Genomic DNA, 21,424 nt, shown 5'->3' with positions numbered 1-21,424 from the left:
GAGTGTCGAAGCATCACGCTGCCTCTGCAGCCTCCCGTTTGATAACCGTCAAGATCCCTTCCGACTGGATTGCATGAAGCGTATCACGCAGAGCTGAACCGAACGCGCCATCTGTCAGTGCTTCGGGAAGGACGTCCGGGCACACAGAGGCAACCGCATGGATTATCCCCTCCGATGTCTCGATATCTTTCAATCCGTTCAGAAGCTCGGTCGCTTTGGGATCATTCAATGAAACTGGGTGGCCTTCGTTCCTCTTTCGAGCCAGATAGGCAAGCCACGCAGCGAGAGCAAAGACAAAGGCTCTGTACGGTTTGCCCGATGTCAGTGCTTCCAGGGCTGGGGTAGTGATGCGTTGGGGGAGCTTCAGTGTTCCATCCATTGCAATCTGTGCGGTGGAATGGGCGATAGCCGGGTTGGCGAACCGCTCAGCGAGGGCGACGGCATAGGCGTTGAGATCGATGGATAGTCCTTCTACAGTTGCCGCAGCGGCAGCAAGGTGACGACGGACGAGTGCAGCATGATCGGGGTCGGCCATCACGTCTCGGACAAAGCTTTTATCCGAGAGCTGCCCGCTATAGGCGAGCATTGAATGTGCCCCGTTCAGCATTCGCAGTTTCATGTTTTCATATGGGGTGACATCGTTGACGAAGAGGGCGCCAGCACATTCCCATTCCGGCCGTCCTGCGCAGAATTTATCCTCGATCACCCATTGGCTGAAGGGTTCGGTTTCAACAGCGGCCTGATCTTCTCGTCCCGTCAATTCAGCAGCTAGTTTAGCGGTCAGGACATTTGAGGCTGGCGTGATCCGATCCACCATCGTTGAAGGGAAACTGACGTTGTTCGCAATCCAGCGAGACAGCTGCTCGCTACGAGTTTCCCGGGCAAAGACCAATGCAGCGTTCCGTAACTTCTGACCATTATGGGAGAGATTATCGCAACTGAGCACGGTGAACGGTGACAATCCACTGGCCATACGGTGGGAAAGCGCCCCCACGATAAGGCCAATCACGCTGGTCGGCCTCTCAGGATTGGCGAGGTCGGCGGCGATCGCTTGATGCTCACGGTCCAGCGTACCGTCACTGGTGATACCATATCCTTTTTCCGTCACGGTCAGACTGACAATACGGCAGCCGGGAGATGTCATCGCATCCAGTGTATCATGGCCAACCGTTGGGCCGGATAGTACCCGGTCCAGCGCTCCAATCACATGCGCTTCTGTGACGGGGCCGCGTGTGATCAATGTATAGCGGCAGTCTTGTGGATTCAGGCTGTCGGCAACGGTGGTTCCGCGCAGTGATGTCCCTGTCACCCGCCAATCGCCTCCTTTTTGTGCCAACACGGTGTCGGTATAGGACAAGAGGTGCGCGCGAGCAAAATTGCCGAGACCAAGATGAACGATCCCGACTCCATGATCTTCCGGAGTATAAGCGGGCCAACTGGCCGCTGCTGCATAGTTCACCGCTGCTGAAAGCCGTATCACTTGCCGATCCTGACATCTGGATGGGACAGGGCGGTCATGATTCCGCGCAATTCGGCCAGGCCTTTCAAGCGCCCGATGGATGGATACCCCGGCTGAGCGCGTCGGTTCAGATCATCAAGAATATCCTGACCGTGATCAGGGCGCATAGGAATGCGCCAGTCGGCACGACCTTCAGATTTGCGGCGGTTTTCCTCTGACAGAATGGCTGCAATCATTGTCACCATATCCGTATGGCCTTCAAGATGAGCAGCCTCGTGGAACGATCCACCGAGATGGCGTTCTTCAAGTGCGACATTGCGCAAATGCAGGAAATGCACACGATCACCCAGGCGTTTCATCATGCCCGGCAAATCATTATCGGCGCGCGCGCCAAGCGACCCGGTGCAAAGGGTGATACCGTTCGCCGGAATATTCACTGCATCCATGATGGCTTTATAATCGGCTTCAGTGGACATGATGCGCGGCAGTCCGAGAAGCGGGAACGGCGGATCGTCCGGATGGCAGCAGAGACGCACGCCAAGTTCTTCCGCAAGCGGACTTACCTCTGTCAGAAAATCGATTAAGTGATTTCGCAGGCGCTCCGGCGAAATATTGTCATAATGGGCGAGATGCATCTTCACATCATCCATCGACATGCGTTCGGCAGCACCGGGCAACCCAAAAACGACATTGCCGGAAAGTTCAAACCGCCGCTCCTCCGACATTTCCGCAAAACGCTTGCGCGCAGCTTCGATCAGTTCAGGCTGATAGCTGTCCGATGCGCCTTTGCGTTCGAGCAGAAACAGATCGAAGACGGCAAAATCGAGGGCGTCGTAGCGCATACACGTCGCCCCGTTTGTCAGCCGGTAGGCAAGGTCGGTACGTGTCCAGTCGAGGATGGGCATGAAATTATAACAGATGATCTCGATGCCTGCGTCACGCAGGTTGCGCATCGATGTCTTCCAGTTCGAGATATGAGTTTTCCAGTCGCCCGTCTGGCGTTTTATATCTTCTGAAACGGGAAGGCTTTCCACGACTTCCCATTTCAGTCCGGAAGGGGCACCATTCTTCATCCGGGCGATTTCGGCCTGCCGTTTTTCGATTTCGGCTGGCGACCAGACCGCGCCGGTCGCCACGTGATGCAGGGCGGTGACAACGCCTTCTACCCCCGCTTGCAGCATATCATCGATGGACACGAGGTCCTTGGGGCCAAACCAGCGCCAGGTCTGTCTCATTTAATTGTCTCTCTATTTCCAGTGCTAAGCTGACGCGTCAGCGAAACTAATCTGAACCTTGACGGACCGGGAACGATCCATGGCCGACTGAAAGGCGAACAAGGTTTCGGTCAAGGGAAGGGTCGCCGTGATGATCGGCTGGGGGTCGATAGTCTTCGATCCAATAAGGCGCACGGCCTCGGCAAACTCTGTATCGAACCGCTGTGAACCGACGAACTGGATTTCTTTGCCCACCATGACGTTGAGGGGCAGAACAGTCGGTCCGGAGACTCCAACCTGCACAAGCGTACCGAGCGGTCGCAGGCAGGAAATTGCATCGCTAATGGCCGGTGCCGCAGCCGAGCATTCAAATACCAGATCGACCTTGCCCTTGCCTTCCTGCCACCGCATGAGCCCTGTTGGATTAGTCGCAATATTGACCGTATGGTCTGCCCCCATGCGCGTGGCGATGGCCAGGGTGGCATCCTGAATGTCGGTCACGATGATTTCGGAAGCGCCACGTTGTCGCGCAACCGCCACGCAAAGTGCGCCGATCGGACCCGCGCCTGTTACCATGACGATCTTGCCGGCCAGGCTGCCTGCAATCGCTTCGCCACGATTGGCCGCGTGAAGGCAGACTGCCAGCGGTTCAGAACAGGCAGCGGCTCCTGGATCGATTCCGTCCGGGACAGGCAAGCATTGGTCAGCCGCAATTACAATCCTGTCGCGGAACATGCCCTGTTCGTGCGGAAGATACATTGCTGAACCCTTGAAGCGCATCGCACTGCAATGGCGCGGCAGGCCCTGCTGGCAGAAACTGCAGGTGCCGCAAGGTTGTGACGGATTCATCGCAACGAGCTGCCCCGGCATCAGCCCTGTCACTCCCTCGCCAAGGGCCGTGATGCGCCCCGAAGCCTCGTGGCCGAGGATGATCGGTTCCCGGACCCGGATCGTGCCAATGCCGCCTTCCAGCCAATAATGCAGATCCGATCCACAGATTCCGCCTACTTCGACCGTGACCAGCACTTCGCCCGGCCCCGGTGTTCCGACAGGCCGGGTCTCGATCCTCAGATCGTCCTGTGCGTGAAGGCAGATCACGCGCGTGTTCGACAATTCGGTCATTTCCGCCTCACGGCATCAGTGTGTTGGGCAGCCAAGTTGCCAGAGGCGGCATGTAGCTGACCATCAGAAGGACAATCAGATTGGTGACGATATAGGGAATAATTGCCCTGATCACCGGCGAGAGAGGGAGCCGTGCAATATTAGACGCGACAAACAGGCAAACACCGACCGGTGGCGTCGTCAGGCCGATCATCAGGTTCAGGACTGCAAAACAGGCAAAATGAATGGGGTCTATACCGACCGCCGAGGCCAGAGCCTGCAGAGGCACGAACAGAATGATCAGAGCTGCAATCGTCTCCATGAACATGCCGACGAACAGAAGCAGGATGTTAATCAGCAGGATAACGAGGAACTTGTTGTCGGTGATTGAGAGAACCGCATTCGCCAGTGTCTGTGGGATACGTTCTGCGACGAGAATCCAGCCGAACACATTGGCAGTGCCCACCAATACGAGAATGCCGGCCGAACTGATCGCACTATCGATGATGATTTTCGGAATCCGGCTTACCGGCAGTTCTCTGTAAACGAACAGCCCCACCACTGCGGCGTAAAGGCATGCGACCACTGCGGTTTCGGTCGGCGTCGTGATGCCGACCAGCAGGCCACCCACGATCAGTGCGGTCATTGCAATAGCCCAGATCGCGCCGGTAAACGACGACAGTAGTTCTCGGGTGCCCTTCCAGTCCTCGCGGGGGAAGTTTTTCTTCTTAGCGATGAAATAGGTCGTTACCATCATGGCAAAACCCATCAGAAGGCCGGGTACCGCACCTGCCAGAAACAGCTTGCCAACTGAAAGGCCGGAGAGCGATCCGACGATAATCATTGGCACGCTTGGCGGGATCATCGGGCCGACGGTCGATGAGGCGGCCGTGACAGCTGCAGAGAAATCCGCTGGATAACCGACCTTTTTCATGCCGGGGATCATCATGCCGCCAACGGAAGCCACATCGGCGACTGCGGTTCCTGAAATACCGCCGAAGAGCATGGAGGCTGCAATGTTGGCCTGTGCCAGTCCGCCGCGCATCCAGCCCACAAGGGCATTTGCAAAGCGAATAATTCGTTCGGTAATACCGCCGGAATTCATCAAGTTTCCGGCTAGAATGAACCCCGGAATGCAGAGCAGAACAAAGCTGTCCATTCCGGCATACATTTTCTGAGGAATAACAACCAAAGGGATATCCGCGAACAGAAGATAGGCCATCGAGGAAAGGCCCAGTGTCACAGCTACTGGCAAGCCGATGGTAAGGCCTAGCACGAACGTGCCAAGAAGAAGGGTCAGGCCCATCAATTTTCCTCCGAATTGGGGATAGGGCGCCCGTCATGACGGCCCGAAAGCATTTCAATGATGCGCATCAGAGCCCAGAGACCCAGGGCGACAAGAAGAACGAGCTGTGTTGCGTGGACGAAATCCATGCGCCAGCCAAGCGACGGGGCGGTCTGACGACTCCCGATCATGGTGTAATCCCACGCAGCGGGCAGAAGAATAACAGCAAAGACCACCGTCAATACGGCGCTGACCAGTCGCAACAGCCACGGCATACGTCCGGGCAGGCTTTCGCAAAGAAGGTCGACATTGACCATATCGCCACTACGCAGCGCGAGACCCGCGCCGAGCGCACCAATATAGAGCAGGCAGAATCTGGTCAGTTCCTCAGTCCAGACCGGAGCGCTGCTCAAAAACGTGCGTGCATAAACCTGCAGCAGCACCGCGCCCATCAATATGAGAAATGCTGCCAGTATCAGAAGGCGGCATATGCCTTCTAATCCTTTGAATAGTTTTGTCATGGTATCCTCGACGTAGCAGCCGCCGGAATAGGTCCGGCGGCCCTATTATCTCAGTCGTTGAAGACCTGTTCGACCAGAGGACGGATTTCCTGTGGTACGGAGTTGATGACGGCGTCGCGTGCCTTGTCAGCAAAGGCAGCTTGATCCACGTCAACAAACTTCACGCCCCGGCCTTCGAGATCGGTGACGAGCGCCTTTTCGTCGGCGATGAACAATTCGCGTTCGTAAGCCTGCGTGGCCTTGGCGGCTTCCTGCAATGCAGTTTGATCGGCCTTCGAAAGTTTGCCCCAGCTCCGTTCTGAAATGGCCAGATAAATCCACGAGCGAACGTGTTCTGTCTTGTTGACGACTTTCTGAACTTCGTAGAAGCCGCCGGACTTGAAAAGCGCGAGCGGATTTTCCTGACCTTCGATGGTACCGTTCTGGAGGGACGTGAAAACCTCGGAGAAGGCCATCGGGGTTGGGTTTGCACCGAGCGACTGCCATGCGGCGACAAAGATTGGCACATTCGGCACGCGAACCTTGAAGCCCTTCAAATCTTCCGGCTTTGTTACCTCGCGATTGGCAGAAAGATTGCGCGGGCCGCGCGCGAAATAGGTCAGAGGACGAATCCCCGCCTTTTCGATGATTTCTGCCTCGATCTGCTTGCCGATCTCGCCAGACGCAATCTTGTCCATATGTTCAAGCGATTTGTATGCATATGGCAGAGCAAGCAGGGCTGCTTTTGGTGCCCAGTTCTGCAGGCTTTCACCGGTGATGGTCATATCGGCGGTGCCAAGCTGCATGCCGTTGATGACATCGATTTCCTTGCCGAGCGATTCATTCGGATAGACTTCGACGGCGACGCGTCCCTCGGTACGAGATTTGACTTCTTCCGCAAATTTCAGCGCTGCCTTGTGCCAGATATTCTCTTCATTGGCGAGATGGCCGAGCTTGAGCGTTACCTCCTGCGCCAGTGATGCTCCTCCCATGACGGCGAGAATGGCACAGGTCGCTGCCAGTCGCGTAAAACTCTGAAATTTCATTGTTTCCTCCTCTAGATAGTGTCTTTGCTGTTGCTGGGCGTCCTACAGAAAATACTCGGGCCGCTCCTGTTCGATGACAGGTAGATCGCTCAGAATTCCTCGCAGATGCGTCCGTATTGATTGCTCTGCTTGAACGGCATCACCTTTCGCTATCCCATCGACCACTGCACAATGTTGCGCAATGAGGCGATCAACCGGGAAATGCATGCTGGAAAGAAACCGTACCCGGTCCATCTGCGCTTTCATCTCGACCACGACGCGCCAGGCTTTTCCTTTATCGGCGCCTTCGGCCAGAGTGCGGTGGAATATTTCGTCCGCCTCCATGAAGTCCCGTGCAGATCCGCCGACAAGCTTTTCCTGACGAACGAGTTGGGCTCGCAACTCGGTAATCAGCGTTTGATCGGGAGATTGAGCCAGAAGCTTCACGATGTCGGCTTCAACCGCTTCACGGACGAAGCGCGCATCCATTACGGCCTGAAGTGAAATTTTCGCGACGAAGGTGCCTCGCTGAGGCCGAACCTCCAGCAGTCCTTCGTTGGCTAGCTTGATGAATGCCTCACGCACAGGCTGACGGCTAACCCCGTATTGCTGAGCCACATCGGCCTCGGAAATCCGGGCGCCGGGTGACAATGCATTATCAATGATGGCAGCCCGCAGCGTTGCGTAGAGCTGATCGACCACACTGACGTGCTTTGGTTGCAATAATGGGCTTTGCATAAATTGGGCTCCTCAAATTCCGAATATACCATACTACCATACCAGTCAACGTGAATACGTGTTCTTCCTCCAGTCGAACCACAGCTCGAAATGAAACGTGGCGACAGCCGGAGTTTGGCAGAGGTGGGGATCGTTACATTCGCGACGGTCCTGTGAAGGTTTTTCTCATCTACAGCCGCCAGTCACATTCTTAACCGAGTGGCGCATTTTTCGCGGGACTGAGCGGGGCCGCTTTAGTTGCACGGGAATATATGGATTGGTTGTTCCTCTATTCTACCCAGTTCCATGCATTTTTGATCTGAGCAAAATGTCCAGCCTCCAGTCGTCTTGCCGGAGGCGGCCAGAACAATTTCACGACGGGGAGGAATGTTTGGATGATAGATATACCAACCATCCTTAAGAACAGAATCCGCAGGAGGGTCCATTCCGGCGCCAGAACCTTTGATGCGGGCTTCTGACAAGGCAAGGCCCTGGGACGTGACATTCCAGAACTCCCGCCATGGCACTTTCTCAACGCTGTGCGTCCACGAAAGAATAAAACTTGTGGCGGCGATTTTCAGTACGCCGCCAGCCGTTGCAATGCAGACCGCCATCAACCGGATGTCGCGACAACGGAAGGCCGCGACCTCCAGAAATGCCACGCAAGAAAGGCCGTACAGGCAGCAAAGCCGAGCTCATCGCTATACGGATATGTCGCGAGCATGAGCGCAATAGCAGCAAACGCCCATATGCGCTCCCATATGTTCAGCGGCGTCCGAAGATGACCGATCGCGGCTGCGCCCCAGAGCAGGATACTAAGAAGCGCCTTGATGAACATATAGGCGAATGCAGGCCAGAAGCCGAACTTTTCCGAAAGAGGTCCTCCCTCCTGAAGCATGATGGCTGGCTCGTATACTGCCATGAAAGGCACGGCGAACCCCGCGACTGCGATTCGGATCGCCTGCATGCCGATCTTCATGCCCGACTCTCGCGCGATCGGCGCCGCCGCGAAAGCTGCAAGCGCAACGGGCGGCGTGAGATCGGCCATGATACCGAAATAGAAGACAAACATATGTGATACGAGAAGCGGCACCTCGAGATGAAGAAGCGCCGGGCCGGCGATTGAGGATGTGATGATATAGTTTGGAATGGTTGGAATGCCCATTCCGAGTACCAGACAGGCAAGCATGGTCAGTATCAGCGAGAAGAACAGCGAGTTTTCTCCAACGCTGACAATCACACGGGCGAATGTCGAACCGGCTCCTGTGAGTGCCAGAACACCGATGATGACGCCAACCAGAGCACAAGCGATGCCCACCGGCAGCGCATTTTTGGCGCCTTCCGCGAGGCTTTGAAGACAAAGATTGAGCGTTTCTCGACCACCGCGCACCAGAAAATTTATCGCGACCAGAAGTGCTACAAGAGCAATGATCAGCGTAATGCCGCGTAGGGCATAACCGAAGATACTGAAGGTCGTACCAAATGCAGCGGCGGACATGACACCCAGCGCGACCCAGAACAGCACACGCAAAGGCATAGACATGGAGCCGGAAACCGGCACACCAAGAATGATGAGGGCGGTCAGGCTAAGGCCGACTGTGCCTGCAAAAAGTGGCGTATAGCCGGAGAAAAGCAGCCATACCAACGCGACAAGTGGCAGAACCAGAAACCAGCGTTTTCTGATTGCTTCGAGAGCACTTGGCATTTCGCTTTTATTGAGGCCTTTCATCTTAAGGCGACGCGCCTCGAGATCAACCATCACGAAGACAGTTATAAAATACAGAATAGCAGGCACAATTGCCGCTTTGACGATCTCAACATAAGGCAGACCCAGCGTTTCGGCCATGATGAAAGCAACCGCGCCCATGACCGGGGGCATGATCTGGCCACCCATTGACGCCACAGCCTCGACACCACCGGCAAAGGCCGGGCGGAAGCCGGACCGCTTCATAAGCGGAATGGTGAACGCGCCCGTGGTCACAACATTGGCGACGCCAGAACCGTTGATCGTTCCCATCAAGGCAGAGGAGATCACCGAAACTTTTGCGGGGCCACCGCGCGACGCACCGACCGTCCCCATGGCAATGTCGTTGAAGAGTTGGATCATGCCAGCACGTTCGAGAAATGCTCCGAACAAGATAAAAAGGAAAATATAGCTTGATGAGACATAGATCGGCGTGCCGTAAATTCCTTCCGTTCCCAGAAAAAGAACCTCGACCACTTGTTCGAAATCATAACCCCGGTGGTTGAACGGGTGCGGGAGATATTGTCCAAACAAGCCGTAAGCCAAAAAGATCGCGCAGATGAGAGGCAGGGTCCAGCCCATCATCTTTTTCCCAGCCCAGAAGACGAGAGCGACCACGAGAATGCCGATCACAATATCGAGCGTATTCGGTTCACCCGCCCTGATCACCAGATCTTCATAGAATACCCAATGATAAAGACTGAGTACAAAGGCGATGATAGCCGCCAGCCAGAACGCTGTTCGCTTTGAAGCGACAGTGCTCGCATTGGCGTAAAGGCCGAAAAGAAGCAGAAGCAGAAAGCCCACATGGACAGAGCGGACGACCTGACTTGGCAGTGGTGAATAAGCGGAAGTCCAAAGCTGGAAAACCGAAAAAGCCACGGCAATGGCAAACAGGATTTTTGCGCCTGTGCCTGTGCCCCAGGCGGGAATATGCTCGGCCGATTCTACGGCACTGTTCTCGCTCTGCGTCATGAACGGACCTTCATCAGATTGTGCATTTGAAATAAACAGTTACGGGAGCGATCCGATTAAAAAAAATCGGACATCTTCTGTCAGGACAAGGAAGGAACCCGGGAAAGTCACCCGGGTGCCAACCGCCACGCAGAATTACTGCCGGCCTATTCGATGCCTTTTTCCTTGTAGTAACGCAGAGCACCGGGATGAATCGGAACAGGAGATACGATGGTGCTTTTGTCGAGCTTGATTGCCTTTGCGGAAGAATGAGCAGCAGCCAGCTGGTCGAGATTCTCGAAGAACCCCTTGGTCATCTGGTAAACCAGTTCTTCATCCATATCGGGACGAACGATCAGATAGTTGATCACGGAAGCCGTCACGACGTCCTTGTCCTGGCCACTATAGGTATTCGCCGGGATTGTGTTGACCTGATAAGGCGCACCAATTTTCTCGATAACGTCTGCCGGAACTTCAACAACGTTGATGTCCACGGAGTTGGCAAGGTCGCGCAGCGAGGCGACGCCAAGTCCGGAAGATTGCAAGGTTGCATCCAATTGGCGATTTTTCATCAGCTCGACGGATTCTGCGAAAGGAAGATATTCGATCTTGCCGAGATCATCATAGGAAAGTCCGGCAGCCTCCAGAATGGTGCGCGCATTCAGTTCCGTTCCGGATTTTGGCGCGCCGACTGATAGCCGTTTTCCCTTGAGGTCGGCCAATGTCTTGATGCCGGATTCCTTGGAAGCGACGATCTGAACGTAATTTGGATAGATTGCCGCAAGCGTACTCAGATTGGTGAGCTTCTTTTTAAAACCAGCCGCCTCATTCCCCTCATAGGCATCACGCAGGGAATCGCCCAGCGTGAACGCCACTTCGCCACGACCGCTGTTGATGAGATTGATATTCTCAATGGATGCCTTCGTCGCCTGAACCGAAGGACGCACATCAGGAATGCCGGAATAGATCTTTTCCATGGCGACGCCGAGCGGGTAGTAGACGCCACTGGTGCCACCGGTCAGAATATTTACAAACTCCTCGGCTTTCGCTTGCGCTGCACCAAACACAAGCCCCAATGCGGTAGCCAAAGAAACAGTTGTTTTCCGAATAAAGATTTGCATATTTCCTCCTCACACCAATAGATTTTGCCATGGTGCAGGCACCACGACTAAGCGGGAAGTTTTTGCAGATTACTTCCCCCACTGCATTTCATAAGGTCCTCCCACAGAACTGCGAAGACGCTAACGCATTCTGAGGAGAATCCAAAATGTTTTTGGCCGCAATTGCCCAGTGAGTTTAATTCTCTATGTTTGTTTTGAATACGACGAGGTTCTGCCACCGTTACGCCGATGCGCAACATACGGAATCATGCGCGCGGAAAGGCTGGGTTTCGACTAGGATCAAGGCCCGCTTATGCCTGGGCAAGCAGTTAGCTTGCCAGTGAGAGGTCTGTTAATTGTTCAAACCAGGATGGAAGCTGTGCGTTTTGACCTCCTACCATTTGAGTAAAACGCGCCCGCCAATCATGCCGAGAAAGCCTGTGATGGCGATGCCGAGCGTGTACCAGATTGCAATAAACGGCATTCCGGATTCTGGACAGTGTAGTGAATAGGTGAGAACTCCTACGGCGCCAGCAACGATACCGGCGACAAGACCGGTCAGAGCAGGATTTGCCGGAGCAAGCCGTCGCATAGCAGCAAGCAGAAATCCGAGCATGGGAAGAGCTATGAGAACAATCAACCACGGACAGACCAACGCTGTCCGCCCCCATATCAACACTTCTGCTTGTCCGGGCTCAGCGTTCAGCAGCTGGATTGATGCAGCACCTGCAAGACAAGCCGGCAGTATGGCCAGCGGCAACCAGTGCAATCCCGTGCGAACGGGCCGTGACAAGGTGAATAATGCGGGGATCAGTATCAATAAAAGCAGGACTGCGTAGCCGAATTTCATCCAATAGGCTGCCGTCGTCATCGCCAACAACAAATCGTGACGTACGCCAAGGAAAACCAGCATAATCGCAAGCCCGCCTGTAATGCCTCCCGTCGCATAGCGCAAGAAAAGCTGGCGCATTGCGTGAGGGCCAACCGGTTTGATATCTGCTGTCAGCTTGTCGATCAGATCATCGGTCACGCCCTTTGCCTCCAAATCTTTGCGCTATTGTTGCAAGACCGCGGTGGATGGCGATTTTGACCGCGCTCTGGCTCAAACCGGTTTCGCGTGCGGCTTCATCTATGGATTGTCCCGCGATTTTTACTTTGCGGATCAAACCTGCCGTGCGTTCGGAAACACCGCTCAACATTCTGTCCACGTCCATGCGCGCGTCGGTGGCTTCGGCTTCATCGGACACAGGAACATCTTCTTCCAGAGGTGTAGCAGTCTCACGCCCGTGACGGCGTAGATGATCGACAAGCTTGTGATGTGCAATTCCATTCACCCAGGGCAGAAACGCCATGCCTCGATCATAGGTTATGCGTCGGGTATGGATCGCCAGCAACGTCTCCTGAATAAGGTCTTCCGCTTGCGATTTATCGCCGAAAAGACGCCGTAGAAAATATGGTTTCAGCCGGCGCGACAAATCCTCAAGCAAGGTCCGATAGGCTGCCTTGTCTCCGTCGAGCGCCAATATCATGAGTTTTTTCAACCTCTCTTCGTTCGAATAGGTCAGGTTACAACTCCCAATCACCGGCATATTCGTGAAAGAAGCGGAAAAGGTTACGTCTTCCGATGAGGTGATCACATCGTCGTGATCGGTGTAACCATTTGCCTCTGCCTGTCGAAACTCCTCCTGTTACGCGCCGCTGGCGCCCAGATGAACAGGAGTATCGTCATGACCATCAAACAGAACATCATCGTCCTCCCTGCGCTCACCCTGCTTGCCGCTATATCTTTCACGCCGGTTTCTTTCGCGCAAGACGCGATGAAAACCGACACCATGAAGTCTGACACTATGAAGAAGGATTCCATGGGCAAGCATGACGCCATGCATAGCGATACAAAAAAGAAAATGAAGAAACATGACGACAAAGCGATGAAGAGCGATGCCATGAAACAGGACGCGATGCAGTCCGACCCCATGAAAAAGCCTCAGTAATTGTTCTGGCCCGCTAGTCTTCCCTCAGGATTGGCGGGCAAATTACCGGAGCACAACATCATGAAACAGCTCGTCTATCGCCAGCGCCTGCTGACGCGCCTCACACACTGGATTTGGGCCGCAAGCCTCTTTTTTCTGCTGCTGTCGGGGCTGCAGATATTCAATGCACACCCCACGCTCTATCTCGGCAATGAATCCGGTTTCGACTATGATAATGCCGTTCTGGCAATTTATGCCGTCGATGGTGAAAGCGGCCCTGAAGGTCGTGTCGATATCTTGGGCAAAAGCTTCCAGACAACCGGTTTTCTCGGCGTATCGGGAGCTACAAGCGCTCCCGACTATCAGGCCTTTCCACCGGCATTGACCATTCCGTCCTATCGCGATCTGGCAACCGGACGCGTGGTTCACTTTTTCTCCGCCTGGGTTCTGGTGGGCACGCTCATGCTATGGCTTGTCGGCAGCATTCTGAACGGGCATTTGAAGAACGAGCTGTTGCCATCTGCATTCGATATACAAAGCCTACCCAGTGATTTTCTCAACCATCTCAAGTTTCGCTTCCAGCACGGAAAAACATACAATCCTATGCAGAAGCTGACCTATTGCATGGTGTTTTTCGGGCTTTTCCCGATCATTATAGTTACGGGGCTGGCCATGTCTCCCGGCATGGATGTCGTACTGCCGCTGACGGAATGGCTCGGCGGACGCCAGACAGCCCGCACTCTTCATTTTTTGGCCGTTTTCCTGCTTTGCGCATTCGTCTTCGTTCATATCGTGATGGTGCTTGCGGCAGGTCCGTTCAACGAAATGCGATCGATGATTTCTGGTTGGTATCGCGCCGATCTTCCGAAAAAAGACGAGGACAGGCACCCATGAGCAAGCTGAATATTTCCAGACGACAGTTCCTTACTTTTTCTGGAGCCGCAGCCTCGTCCATTATGTTGAGCGGTTGTGATGCCTTCGATTTTGTCGGCGATAACGAAAGCGCTACGCGGCATGTCCTCGAAAAGGCGAACGATCTGACCTACCTCATTCAACGGCAACTGCAGGGACCTAATGCACTTGCAAGGGAGTATGGGGAAAGCGAACTGCGTCAGGGTCAAAAACCGAATGGTGAAACCAATCCTGCAACAGAAGAATATGAAGCCCTTCGCGCTGCCAATTTCTCAAACTATGTTTTGCAGGTAGCTGGTCTCGTAGAAAAACCGCTAAGTTTTTCGCTGGAGCAACTGCGCAACATGCCAGGGCGCACCCAGATCACCCGCCACGACTGTGTGGAAGGCTGGAGTACAATCGCCAAATGGACAGGTGTTCCCTTGAGCCAGATTCTCGATGTGGCACGCCCCACGTCATCCGCGCGCTTTGTCGTCTTCCACTGCTTCGATAGGGTAGACGGCGCGAAAGGGGCAGCGTCATTTTATGGCAGCATAGATCTCATCGACGCCCGCCATCCGCAGACTATATTGGCCTACGGTCTCAACAATCAGGCCCTTCCGGTGGAGAACGGAGCTCCGCTTCGTCTGCGCGTAGAGAGACAACTCGGATACAAGATGAGCAAATATATCAAGTCGATTGAGCTTGTTTCAAGCTTTGCAAATATTCAAGGTGGAAAAGGTGGATCCTGGGAAGACTATGGCTATGACTGGTACGGTGGATTGTGAATGATTGAAATGCCCCGTCGGCAACTATATCGAAAAAGGCAACCGCGTGAGATTGGTTTTCCGAGCTTCCAAGGCTAACCGGGTCGATGAGTGACGGATCTGTACGATTGCGGATAAGAGGTTCCCACTTGCGTAATAACCTCTCCCTATTGTGGACTTTAACATGGTGTGCATTGCAGAGACACAAAGGAAGGACATATTGTCCGTCTGGCCGTTTAAGAAAGCCTAGATTCTGAGGATATTGATCGATGCGGGGTGCTTTCTCCAGGTCGCCGAGAAACTTCATGTCGCTCTTGATCGAGCATTGAGAACGTCCACTACTTCCAACTTGGAAGCTAAAAGCTGACAGGCCACTCACGGCCCTTTTCCGGTCATTGGAAATGACCAGTCACGGCATTTTCGGACAATAGAGTCTGCTTCACTTCTGACGAGTGTTTTTCCTCTTTGTAGTTCAATAAAAGCTAATAGAGCGCCGTGGACTTAAACCTAAAACACTAGCGGCTTGCTCAGACGTCAGCAGATGGTCAAGCTCATAGTTTGTTGAAGGACGGACTTAACGTTAGCGGTTTTATCTTTTTGTGCCAAAGGCAGTGCCGCGCCACACACACCAGGCACAAAAAGAGCTTGTGCAGAGACACGGCATTAGGCGACCATGTTGGGTCGTGTCTTCAAGTCGAAAAATGTTGGATTTTCAAGATATTAACTGGTGCCGCTTGCGTGACTCGAACACGCGACCCCATCATTACGAATGTGGTTTCTTTATCCCCGCTCTTGTTTTCCACAACTGCCAGAAATTTTATTTATCCAGCAAAAACAATACGATCGATCCAGATCACTCCGTATCATGTTTTCCTCGCCCTTCCCCGGCTTCCGTTTTTGTGGTGAGTATTTGGTGAGTAATGCCAAATGCCATGGAGCCATAAGTGCCAAAACTGACGAAGACGGTTGTTGAAGGATTGCAGCCCAAAGAGAAGCAATATACCGTCTGGTGTTCGGAACTTAAGGGATTTGGCGTATCCATCAACCCGGCAGGATCGAAATCATACATCGTTGACTATCGCACTGCTGAAGGTGCACGGCGGCGAATGACAATCGGTCGGCATGGTCCTCTCACGACCGAAGAAGCGCGCAAGCTGGCAATCAAGACGCTTGGCAGCACGATACAGGGCGAGGACCCGCAGCTTGAAAGAAAAACGCGCCGCAATTCGCTGACCATTGCAGAGTTGTGCGAACAGTATTTTCAGGCAGCAGAAAAGGGCCTGATTATTGGTCGGGGCGGGAAGCCGAAAAAGCAGACCACAATAGACACAGATCAAAGCATGGTCTCGGCGCATGTCTTGCCGTTGCTCGGCAGTAAGCTGGTTATCGACCTCAAACGGGCGGATATCGTCAAATTCATCCGTGACGTGTCGTCTGGCAAGACTGCGAAGGATAAAGCGCCATCCGGCAAACTGCGTGGCAGGGTGCGCGTTTCTGGTGGGGTAGGCTCGGCAACTCGCACGGTGGCGGCTCTTGGCGCGGTTTTGACGTATGCCGTTGCTGAAGGGATCATAGACCACAACCCGACGCATGGCGTGAAAAAGCCAGCCATAGGAAAGCGTGAACGCCGATTGACGCCTCCCGAATATGCGGCATTTGGCGCGGCCCTGAACGAAGCTGATTTAGATGAAACGAAAGCGTGGCAGGGTGTGAATGCCTTACGATTTATGGCCCTGACCGGTTGCCGTCTTGGTGAGGCAATCAATCTGCGATGGGCTGAGGTCCACATCAAAAACTGCCTGTTGAAGCTGGAAGACAGTAAGACAGGAAAATCAGTGCGCCCGCTTGGTGCGCCAGCGGTGGCTTTGCTCAAAGGGTTGGCGACAGGATCAAACTACGAGTTTGTTTTCCCCTCCGATACCATGGAAAATCGCCCCTATGCGGGCATCAAGAGATTTTACCGTGCCTTATTCAAAGCGGCTGGCCTTGAAGGTGTGACGCCGCATGTTTTGCGCCATTCTTTCGCCAGCGTGGGGGCCGATCTGGGATTTTCAGATAGCACCATAGGTTCAATGCTCGGCCATACGGGAAGCGGTATTACCAGCCGTTACACGCACCGTCTCGATAGTGTTCTAATCGCTGCCGCTGACCAGATCGCGCATGAGGTCGAAAAGCAAATGGCCGGGAAGACCCCGGCCAAATGATCAGCGTTCAGAAGTAGATCGGACGGCAGGCGATATCCGTTCATCGGCCCACTTGTCCAAATCGTCTTTGTGGTAGAGAGGAAACCGGCCTTGATATTGCATCGCTGGACCGCCGCCGACACTGGCAAGCTTCTCCAACGTGGCATAGGCGATATCGATACCGTGTTTCGTGCGCAGATATTCCGGAACATCCTTCCGGCGTAGACGGGGGCGATCAATCATCATCGCCACCCCCATTGTTCCTTGAGCGACACTGCTCAATCATGGCCAGTTTTCTTTCTCCAATTTCAATTCTAGCCGGGTCTCCTGATTGAATGGCAATCTTTGCTGTATGCTCTATTGGGCCGTATCTGTCAGTTTGTATCGCACCGAATTTGACAGCTAGAGCGCGTTTAGATTTGGCGATATCGAAATGAACCCACGATGCATTCCGATGCCTCCCAAACGACAGGTAAGGATGACCTTGAATCCATTTTCGTTGAATACCGATCCGGTCGGCCATGGCGAGTAATTCCTCGTCCGTATCGGCCCACATGTGGCACATAACCATATTACCGAACGGAGCGGCCATATCATCAACATAAACGCTCATTCCTGATCCTCCTGCGCTGGTGTGACAGGCAATGGGATACGACGCCATTTTGTGAAGTGGTTGGCGGAAAGATGCTTAGGGGTGCCTGTCCTTCGAGCGCTATGGAAGTACTCAGCCTTCCATATCATCGCCAAGTCAGGATGGTCCGGCGACCACACCATAATGAAGCCGTCTGTAGGCGTGCTATCGTCAATATCTCTCCACCCGTTTGAGACAGACTCAGGGTATAATGCCGGTGATATGCGCTCTATCCAGTGAGCTTGCGCTTTGGATTTGCCGTCTTCCGCTCCTTCGCAGATAAATTCTTCTTCGTCGTAATATTCATCAAAGCAGTATCGCCATTTCCAGCACCCGTCATATGGCTCAACTGTGTAAGAGCCGAACGGCGTATGAGCTTGCCATCCGTCGCACCAGACAACCCATTCTAATGGCTTTACACCCGTAGAAATATGAGGCAGTGCGGCAGAAAGTGCCGCATCTACGTCTTCAACATCGACCGTCAATGCAGGACCGGTTCTAGCATACAACACTTCCCATGCTGCATTTGCAGCTTTGCTTGTCATGGTCATATCACCCCCTCCAATACCTGAAGGCAGCAACAGCGACCGCAACCAGCACAAAGCCGGTGTTGCAGACGAAAACGAGCGTCCAAAACCGAACCGCGAAACGGTCGGGATCGAGATGTTTTTCAGGGCGGGTCATTGAAGCGCCCCTTTGGGTTTGCTGCTGCCAACCAGCACGGCACTTTCGACGGGGCAGAACATGATTGGAGAATTGCCGCCCTTATTTTTCGGGAAAACAACCCCCATAAACTCGCCATCCATCCACGCTTCAAGCGCTTCTGACAGTTCATTGGCGAGACGTGTAACCCGCTCTACGGGCTGCTCAGTGTTGCTTGATTTTTCTTGCATGATTGGAGCCTACCTTAATGGGCAGATCGGCTGATAGCGTATCGGTGCGCTTCGCTTCTTCGTGCCTTTGAATGGCCTCAATTATGCATTTACGGATATTTAATGCAATATTAAAAAATCCCTAAACGGATAATTATGCACAAGCGCATAAAATCGCTCATGAATTAATTTAGTCCCTAGGCTTAATCCAATCGATAGGCGCAGCCCACGTAACTGGAACGTCAACAATGTCGCTCGCATTGAAGCTGCTGAGCGTCCACAGGCCCGGCTCTGATCCAACCCGTAGTGTTTTGACAAGCCTGCGTCCGTCCTCAAGGTGCACAACGCATAGTTTGTTTATGAGTTCGGCAGGTGGAAGTTGCCTTGACCAAAAGATTAACCAGCGATCCTGAAAGACCGGGAACATTGAATCCCCGATAACTTCAGCCGCAACGGTATCGGGATGGGCATCTAACGGGGCTTCCACTTCATCATACCCGCCATCTTCCAGCGGGTACACGGCTTGGCCAGCGCCAATTCGGCCAATCAATGGCACAGTGCGCGTTTCCCCTTCATCGGGGAATTCTGAAAGGAATATCTCGTTGATGCGATCCCGGTGCGCGCCTTCAGGCTCAGTTCCTTTTAGCCAACGGTTCACAGTTGACTGAGACACACCGACTGCATCCCCAAACTTGGTTTGGGTCCAGTGCTTCAGAGTGAGAATTGCTTTGACTTTGCGTGAGATATCCATGTCACGGATATTATCCACAAGCGGATAAGAATAAAACTGCCATTCACGGATAATGGTTAATTGACAGTTAATCCGTTTGCGGATATTTCTGAATTATGAACACGATCCGCTTTATCCGAAAATCAGTCTTCAAGGTGGGGCAGGGCGAATTCGCAAAAATCGCGAATGTCGCACAGGCGACGGTTTCGCGGTGGGAGCGGAGCGAGTCCTCCCCGACGCTCGATGAAATCAAGCGCATCCGCGATGAAGCCGCCGCAAGGGCAATCCCTTGGAGCGATGATTGGCTTTTCCGTCCGGTGCCTTCTTCGATGCAGGAGGTCGCATGAATACGAACGCAGCCACGGTAGGGCAGCGTATTGCCGGTTCCGGTGTTCTGGCGGACCTGCCGGAACCGGCAACCTTCACAATGCCAACGCCGCCAAGCGCAAATCACCTGTTCAAGAATGTCAAAGGTGTGGGTCGCGTTAAATCGGCTCATTACGATGAATTCATTCGCATGGGTGTTGCCGCGATCCGGCGTCAGGGTGTGAAGCACGTTCCCGGTCATGTGCTGGCAATCATTGGCGTGGAACGCATGTCAGCGCGCGCCGATATCGACAACAGGTTGAAGGCCACGCTTGACGCAATCGTCAAGGCCGAAGTGATCGAGGATGACCGGTTCGTTACCGGCATCGCTCTGGTCTGGCTTCCGAAAGCTAACGGCCTGTCTCACGTCTCAATTCTTCCGGTCCAGACCTTGGACCTGACGTTTCACCCCTCGCAGGACGGCGCAAGCGGCGGGTGGTTCATCAATGCGCCTTCACTCACAGGAGATAATGACGATGGCTATCAGCCTGTCTAACCTCAAGAAAGTCAAAGCGGACAAGCCGCCGCGCATTCTTGTCTATGGCCCGCCCGGCATCGGCAAGACCACGCTTGCGAGCGAGTTCCCGAACCCTGTTTTCCTTCAGGTCGAGGAAGGCACGCCTTCCGGCAAGGAACTGGACGCATTCAGCGACCTGAAGACATTCAGTCAGGTGATGGAAGCACTCGCCGCCCTTTATACCGAAGAACATGAGTTCAAAACGGTTGTCATCGACAGTGTGACGGCTTTGGAAAAGCTCATTTTCGCAGAAACCTGCGCACGCGGCGACGAACGTGGCAACCCGAAAGCCAACATCGAAGATTTCGGTTACGGTAAAGGCTACGTGTTCGCAACTCGCGTTGCCGGTGAATTCATTGAAGGCATCAATGCACTGCGCCGGGATCGCGGTATGGTTGTTGTTCTTATCGCACATTCGACCGTGCTTCGCTTTGATGATCCAGAAACGGTGTCCTATGACCGTTACGAAATCGCGCTGCGCACTTCCGATAAGCCGAACGCCGACATTCGCGGCATGTTCGAACGCGATATGGATGCGATTTTCCTTCTGAAACAGCCGGTCACCGTGAAAACCGAAGAAGTGGGCTTCAACAAGGAACGTGCCTTGGCCACTGGCGGCGGCACCGTCCTTATCCACGCAGTTGGGAAGCCCGCATACACGGCCAAGAACCGTTACGACATGCCGCCGACAATCCGTTACGACAAGGGGCAGGGCTTCGCTGTCTTGGCTCCTTACTTCCCCACCTTTGCAGAAGAAACCAAGCAGGAGGCCGCATAAATGGTTGATATTGCAGGAAGCTACGACCAGAACGCCGAAGCGTCATCTTTCGAGCCGATCCCGGCAGGAGAATACCGGGCAAAGATCATCGAAGGCGACATTCAGCCAATTTCCAGCCGTGACGACAAGGGCAAATGCCTTGTTCTGACGTGGCAGATTGAAACTGGCCCGCACGATGGCCGTCTGATCTGGCAGCGCCTTAACCTCTACGGCAAGAACATGAACAATCTGGACAAGGTGATTAATATTGCCAATTCGCAGTTTGCTGAAATTCGGCAGGCTACCGGCAAGATCACCCCGTCCAATACGCAGGAACTGGAACACATTCCCTGCAATATCCGGGTTGCCGTAGTTACTGACCCATCGGGCCAGTATGAACCGAAAAACGAAATCAAGCGCGTTTCTGCCGTGGGCGGCACTTCGGCGCAGAACAATGCGCCGCAGAATTCTGCGTCCAACGGCAATCAGCAGCAGGCGCAGCGCCAGCAGGCGAGCGGCGGCGGTAGCTCCGCGCCGTGGAAGTAAGACAGCAGCCGGGTAATCAGACGGCCTAGGAAACCAGATTACCCGGCATCCATCCCGAACAACATTTTTCAACATTGCTCGAAAGGAACCGAGAC

25 protein-coding genes are annotated in these 21,424 nt (G+C 53.9%); 8 read left to right on the top strand and 17 right to left on the bottom strand.

Annotated elements, in window-relative coordinates:
- Positions 1-13: 13 nt before the first annotated feature.
- The 12 genes from F9K94_RS17590 to F9K94_RS17535 all read right to left on the bottom strand — a co-directional run bounded on the left by F9K94_RS17590 (position 14) and on the right by F9K94_RS17535 (position 12,628).
- Positions 14-1,480 (bottom strand): mannitol dehydrogenase family protein, encoded by a 1,467-nt coding sequence (locus tag F9K94_RS17590; RefSeq protein WP_151647288.1) that lies wholly within the window; start codon positions 1,478-1,480, stop codon positions 14-16.
- Positions 1,477-2,694 carry a mannonate dehydratase gene (uxuA, locus tag F9K94_RS17585; RefSeq protein WP_151647286.1) on the bottom strand — a complete coding sequence of 406 codons (1,218 nt, stop codon included), beginning with the start codon at positions 2,692-2,694 and terminating at the stop codon, positions 1,477-1,479. Before uxuA ends, F9K94_RS17590 begins: the two co-directional genes overlap by 4 nt.
- A gap of 24 nt (positions 2,695-2,718) precedes the next feature.
- Positions 2,719-3,795: an L-idonate 5-dehydrogenase gene (locus tag F9K94_RS17580; RefSeq protein WP_151647284.1), complete on the bottom strand. Its 1,077-nt coding sequence runs from the start codon at positions 3,793-3,795 to the stop codon at positions 2,719-2,721.
- A gap of 7 nt (positions 3,796-3,802) precedes the next feature.
- On the bottom strand, positions 3,803-5,080 hold the full coding sequence (locus F9K94_RS17575) for a TRAP transporter large permease (RefSeq protein WP_151647282.1): 1,278 nt from the start codon (positions 5,078-5,080) through the stop codon (positions 3,803-3,805).
- Positions 5,080-5,580, bottom strand: a complete 501-nt coding sequence (locus F9K94_RS17570; RefSeq protein ID WP_061345637.1) for a TRAP transporter small permease — start codon at positions 5,578-5,580, stop codon at positions 5,080-5,082. The genes F9K94_RS17575 and F9K94_RS17570 overlap by 1 nt, the downstream gene beginning before the upstream one ends.
- A 50-nt stretch (positions 5,581-5,630) precedes the next feature.
- Positions 5,631-6,605 carry a TRAP transporter substrate-binding protein gene (locus F9K94_RS17565; protein WP_151647280.1) on the bottom strand — a complete coding sequence of 325 codons (975 nt, stop codon included), beginning with the start codon at positions 6,603-6,605 and terminating at the stop codon, positions 5,631-5,633.
- A 42-nt stretch (positions 6,606-6,647) separates the two neighbouring features.
- Positions 6,648-7,322 carry a GntR family transcriptional regulator gene (locus tag F9K94_RS17560; protein WP_061345635.1) on the bottom strand — a complete coding sequence of 225 codons (675 nt, stop codon included), beginning with the start codon at positions 7,320-7,322 and terminating at the stop codon, positions 6,648-6,650.
- 233 nt (positions 7,323-7,555) lie between these two features.
- Positions 7,556-7,915: a DUF1850 domain-containing protein gene (locus F9K94_RS17555; RefSeq protein ID WP_151647278.1), complete on the bottom strand. Its 360-nt coding sequence runs from the start codon at positions 7,913-7,915 to the stop codon at positions 7,556-7,558.
- Entirely contained in the window at positions 7,915-10,020 is a 2,106-nt protein-coding gene (locus F9K94_RS17550; protein WP_151647276.1) for a TRAP transporter permease, read from the bottom strand. Before F9K94_RS17550 ends, F9K94_RS17555 begins: the two co-directional genes overlap by 1 nt.
- A 146-nt stretch (positions 10,021-10,166) precedes the next feature.
- A complete protein-coding gene (locus F9K94_RS17545) occupies positions 10,167-11,120 on the bottom strand; it encodes a TAXI family TRAP transporter solute-binding subunit (protein ID WP_061345632.1) in 954 nt (317 codons plus the stop codon).
- A 373-nt stretch (positions 11,121-11,493) separates the two neighbouring features.
- Entirely contained in the window at positions 11,494-12,129 is a 636-nt protein-coding gene (locus F9K94_RS17540; RefSeq protein ID WP_151647274.1) for an NrsF family protein, read from the bottom strand.
- Positions 12,119-12,628, bottom strand: a complete 510-nt coding sequence (locus tag F9K94_RS17535; protein ID WP_151647716.1) for a sigma-70 family RNA polymerase sigma factor — start codon at positions 12,626-12,628, stop codon at positions 12,119-12,121. The genes F9K94_RS17540 and F9K94_RS17535 overlap by 11 nt, the downstream gene beginning before the upstream one ends.
- A gap of 198 nt (positions 12,629-12,826) precedes the next feature.
- Here F9K94_RS17535 and F9K94_RS17530 point away from each other — a divergent pair, with 198 nt between their 5' ends.
- The 4 genes from F9K94_RS17530 (at position 12,827) to F9K94_RS17515 (ending at position 16,931) form a co-directional block, all read left to right on the top strand.
- Positions 12,827-13,090 (top strand): pentapeptide MXKDX repeat protein, encoded by a 264-nt coding sequence (locus F9K94_RS17530; RefSeq protein WP_151647272.1) that lies wholly within the window; start codon positions 12,827-12,829, stop codon positions 13,088-13,090.
- Positions 13,091-13,150: 60 nt separating this feature from the next.
- A complete protein-coding gene (locus tag F9K94_RS17525; protein ID WP_151647270.1) occupies positions 13,151-13,963 on the top strand; it encodes a cytochrome b/b6 domain-containing protein in 813 nt (270 codons plus the stop codon).
- Positions 13,960-14,748 carry a molybdopterin-dependent oxidoreductase gene (locus F9K94_RS17520; RefSeq protein WP_151647268.1) on the top strand — a complete coding sequence of 263 codons (789 nt, stop codon included), beginning with the start codon at positions 13,960-13,962 and terminating at the stop codon, positions 14,746-14,748. The genes F9K94_RS17525 and F9K94_RS17520 overlap by 4 nt, the downstream gene beginning before the upstream one ends.
- A 923-nt stretch (positions 14,749-15,671) precedes the next feature.
- Positions 15,672-16,931 carry a tyrosine-type recombinase/integrase gene (locus F9K94_RS17515; protein ID WP_151647266.1) on the top strand — a complete coding sequence of 420 codons (1,260 nt, stop codon included), beginning with the start codon at positions 15,672-15,674 and terminating at the stop codon, positions 16,929-16,931.
- On the opposite strand, the gene F9K94_RS17510 is transcribed toward F9K94_RS17515, so the two are convergent.
- From F9K94_RS17510 to F9K94_RS17490, 5 genes are all read right to left on the bottom strand, one after another.
- Positions 16,932-17,156, bottom strand: coding sequence for a hypothetical protein (locus F9K94_RS17510; protein ID WP_151647264.1), 225 nt, complete (start codon positions 17,154-17,156; stop codon positions 16,932-16,934).
- Positions 17,146-17,523: a DUF4031 domain-containing protein gene (locus F9K94_RS17505; RefSeq protein WP_151647262.1), complete on the bottom strand. Its 378-nt coding sequence runs from the start codon at positions 17,521-17,523 to the stop codon at positions 17,146-17,148. Before F9K94_RS17505 ends, F9K94_RS17510 begins: the two co-directional genes overlap by 11 nt.
- A complete protein-coding gene (locus F9K94_RS17500; protein ID WP_151647260.1) occupies positions 17,520-18,092 on the bottom strand; it encodes a hypothetical protein in 573 nt (190 codons plus the stop codon). Before F9K94_RS17500 ends, F9K94_RS17505 begins: the two co-directional genes overlap by 4 nt.
- A gap of 129 nt (positions 18,093-18,221) precedes the next feature.
- Positions 18,222-18,434 (bottom strand): hypothetical protein, encoded by a 213-nt coding sequence (locus tag F9K94_RS17495; RefSeq protein WP_151647259.1) that lies wholly within the window; start codon positions 18,432-18,434, stop codon positions 18,222-18,224.
- 169 nt (positions 18,435-18,603) lie between these two features.
- Positions 18,604-19,164, bottom strand: coding sequence for a S24 family peptidase (locus F9K94_RS17490; RefSeq protein ID WP_151647257.1), 561 nt, complete (start codon positions 19,162-19,164; stop codon positions 18,604-18,606).
- Between the two features lie 95 nt (positions 19,165-19,259).
- On the opposite strand from F9K94_RS17490, the gene F9K94_RS17485 reads away from it, so the two are divergent.
- From F9K94_RS17485 to F9K94_RS17470, 4 genes are read left to right on the top strand one after another with little or no spacing between them, the layout of a single operon-like run.
- A complete protein-coding gene (locus tag F9K94_RS17485) occupies positions 19,260-19,490 on the top strand; it encodes a helix-turn-helix domain-containing protein (protein ID WP_151647255.1) in 231 nt (76 codons plus the stop codon).
- Complete coding sequence (locus F9K94_RS17480; protein WP_112586999.1) at positions 19,487-20,005, top strand: RusA family crossover junction endodeoxyribonuclease; 519 nt, start codon at positions 19,487-19,489, stop codon at positions 20,003-20,005. Before F9K94_RS17485 ends, F9K94_RS17480 begins: the two co-directional genes overlap by 4 nt.
- Positions 19,986-20,804 (top strand): ATP-binding protein, encoded by an 819-nt coding sequence (locus tag F9K94_RS17475; protein ID WP_192799526.1) that lies wholly within the window; start codon positions 19,986-19,988, stop codon positions 20,802-20,804. The genes F9K94_RS17480 and F9K94_RS17475 overlap by 20 nt, the downstream gene beginning before the upstream one ends.
- Positions 20,805-21,329: a DUF669 domain-containing protein gene (locus F9K94_RS17470; protein ID WP_151647251.1), complete on the top strand. Its 525-nt coding sequence runs from the start codon at positions 20,805-20,807 to the stop codon at positions 21,327-21,329. It begins immediately after the preceding gene.
- Positions 21,330-21,424 lie beyond the last annotated feature (95 nt).

It is taken from the genome of Brucella tritici (assembly GCF_008932285.1).
In the GTDB taxonomy this organism is placed as follows: domain Bacteria; phylum Pseudomonadota; class Alphaproteobacteria; order Rhizobiales; family Rhizobiaceae; genus Brucella; species Brucella tritici.
Note: the sequence above shows the minus strand (reverse complement) of the source record. Positions and strands in the feature narration are given on the sequence as shown.

Coding starts and splice junctions, on each gene's coding strand:
- uxuA (WP_151647286.1), bottom strand. CDS start 2,694: ATGAGACAGACCTGGCGCTGGTTTGGCCCCAAGGACCTCGTGTCCATC.
- F9K94_RS17580 (WP_151647284.1), bottom strand. CDS start 3,795: ATGACCGAATTGTCGAACACGCGCGTGATCTGCCTTCACGCACAGGAC.
- F9K94_RS17575 (WP_151647282.1), bottom strand. CDS start 5,080: ATGGGCCTGACCCTTCTTCTTGGCACGTTCGTGCTAGGCCTTACCATC.
- F9K94_RS17570 (WP_061345637.1), bottom strand. CDS start 5,580: ATGACAAAACTATTCAAAGGATTAGAAGGCATATGCCGCCTTCTGATA.
- F9K94_RS17565 (WP_151647280.1), bottom strand. CDS start 6,605: ATGAAATTTCAGAGTTTTACGCGACTGGCAGCGACCTGTGCCATTCTC.
- F9K94_RS17560 (WP_061345635.1), bottom strand. CDS start 7,322: ATGCAAAGCCCATTATTGCAACCAAAGCACGTCAGTGTGGTCGATCAG.
- F9K94_RS17555 (WP_151647278.1), bottom strand. CDS start 7,915: ATGGCGGTCTGCATTGCAACGGCTGGCGGCGTACTGAAAATCGCCGCC.
- F9K94_RS17550 (WP_151647276.1), bottom strand. CDS start 10,020: ATGACGCAGAGCGAGAACAGTGCCGTAGAATCGGCCGAGCATATTCCC.
- F9K94_RS17545 (WP_061345632.1), bottom strand. CDS start 11,120: ATGCAAATCTTTATTCGGAAAACAACTGTTTCTTTGGCTACCGCATTG.
- F9K94_RS17535 (WP_151647716.1), bottom strand. CDS start 12,628: ATGATATTGGCGCTCGACGGAGACAAGGCAGCCTATCGGACCTTGCTT.
- F9K94_RS17530 (WP_151647272.1), top strand. CDS start 12,827: ATGACCATCAAACAGAACATCATCGTCCTCCCTGCGCTCACCCTGCTT.
- F9K94_RS17525 (WP_151647270.1), top strand. CDS start 13,151: ATGAAACAGCTCGTCTATCGCCAGCGCCTGCTGACGCGCCTCACACAC.
- F9K94_RS17520 (WP_151647268.1), top strand. CDS start 13,960: ATGAGCAAGCTGAATATTTCCAGACGACAGTTCCTTACTTTTTCTGGA.
- F9K94_RS17510 (WP_151647264.1), bottom strand. CDS start 17,156: ATGATGATTGATCGCCCCCGTCTACGCCGGAAGGATGTTCCGGAATAT.
- F9K94_RS17505 (WP_151647262.1), bottom strand. CDS start 17,523: ATGAGCGTTTATGTTGATGATATGGCCGCTCCGTTCGGTAATATGGTT.
- F9K94_RS17500 (WP_151647260.1), bottom strand. CDS start 18,092: ATGACCATGACAAGCAAAGCTGCAAATGCAGCATGGGAAGTGTTGTAT.
- F9K94_RS17495 (WP_151647259.1), bottom strand. CDS start 18,434: ATGCAAGAAAAATCAAGCAACACTGAGCAGCCCGTAGAGCGGGTTACA.
- F9K94_RS17490 (WP_151647257.1), bottom strand. CDS start 19,164: ATGGATATCTCACGCAAAGTCAAAGCAATTCTCACTCTGAAGCACTGG.
- F9K94_RS17485 (WP_151647255.1), top strand. CDS start 19,260: ATGAACACGATCCGCTTTATCCGAAAATCAGTCTTCAAGGTGGGGCAG.
- F9K94_RS17480 (WP_112586999.1), top strand. CDS start 19,487: ATGAATACGAACGCAGCCACGGTAGGGCAGCGTATTGCCGGTTCCGGT.
- F9K94_RS17475 (WP_192799526.1), top strand. CDS start 19,986: ATGGCTATCAGCCTGTCTAACCTCAAGAAAGTCAAAGCGGACAAGCCG.
- F9K94_RS17470 (WP_151647251.1), top strand. CDS start 20,805: ATGGTTGATATTGCAGGAAGCTACGACCAGAACGCCGAAGCGTCATCT.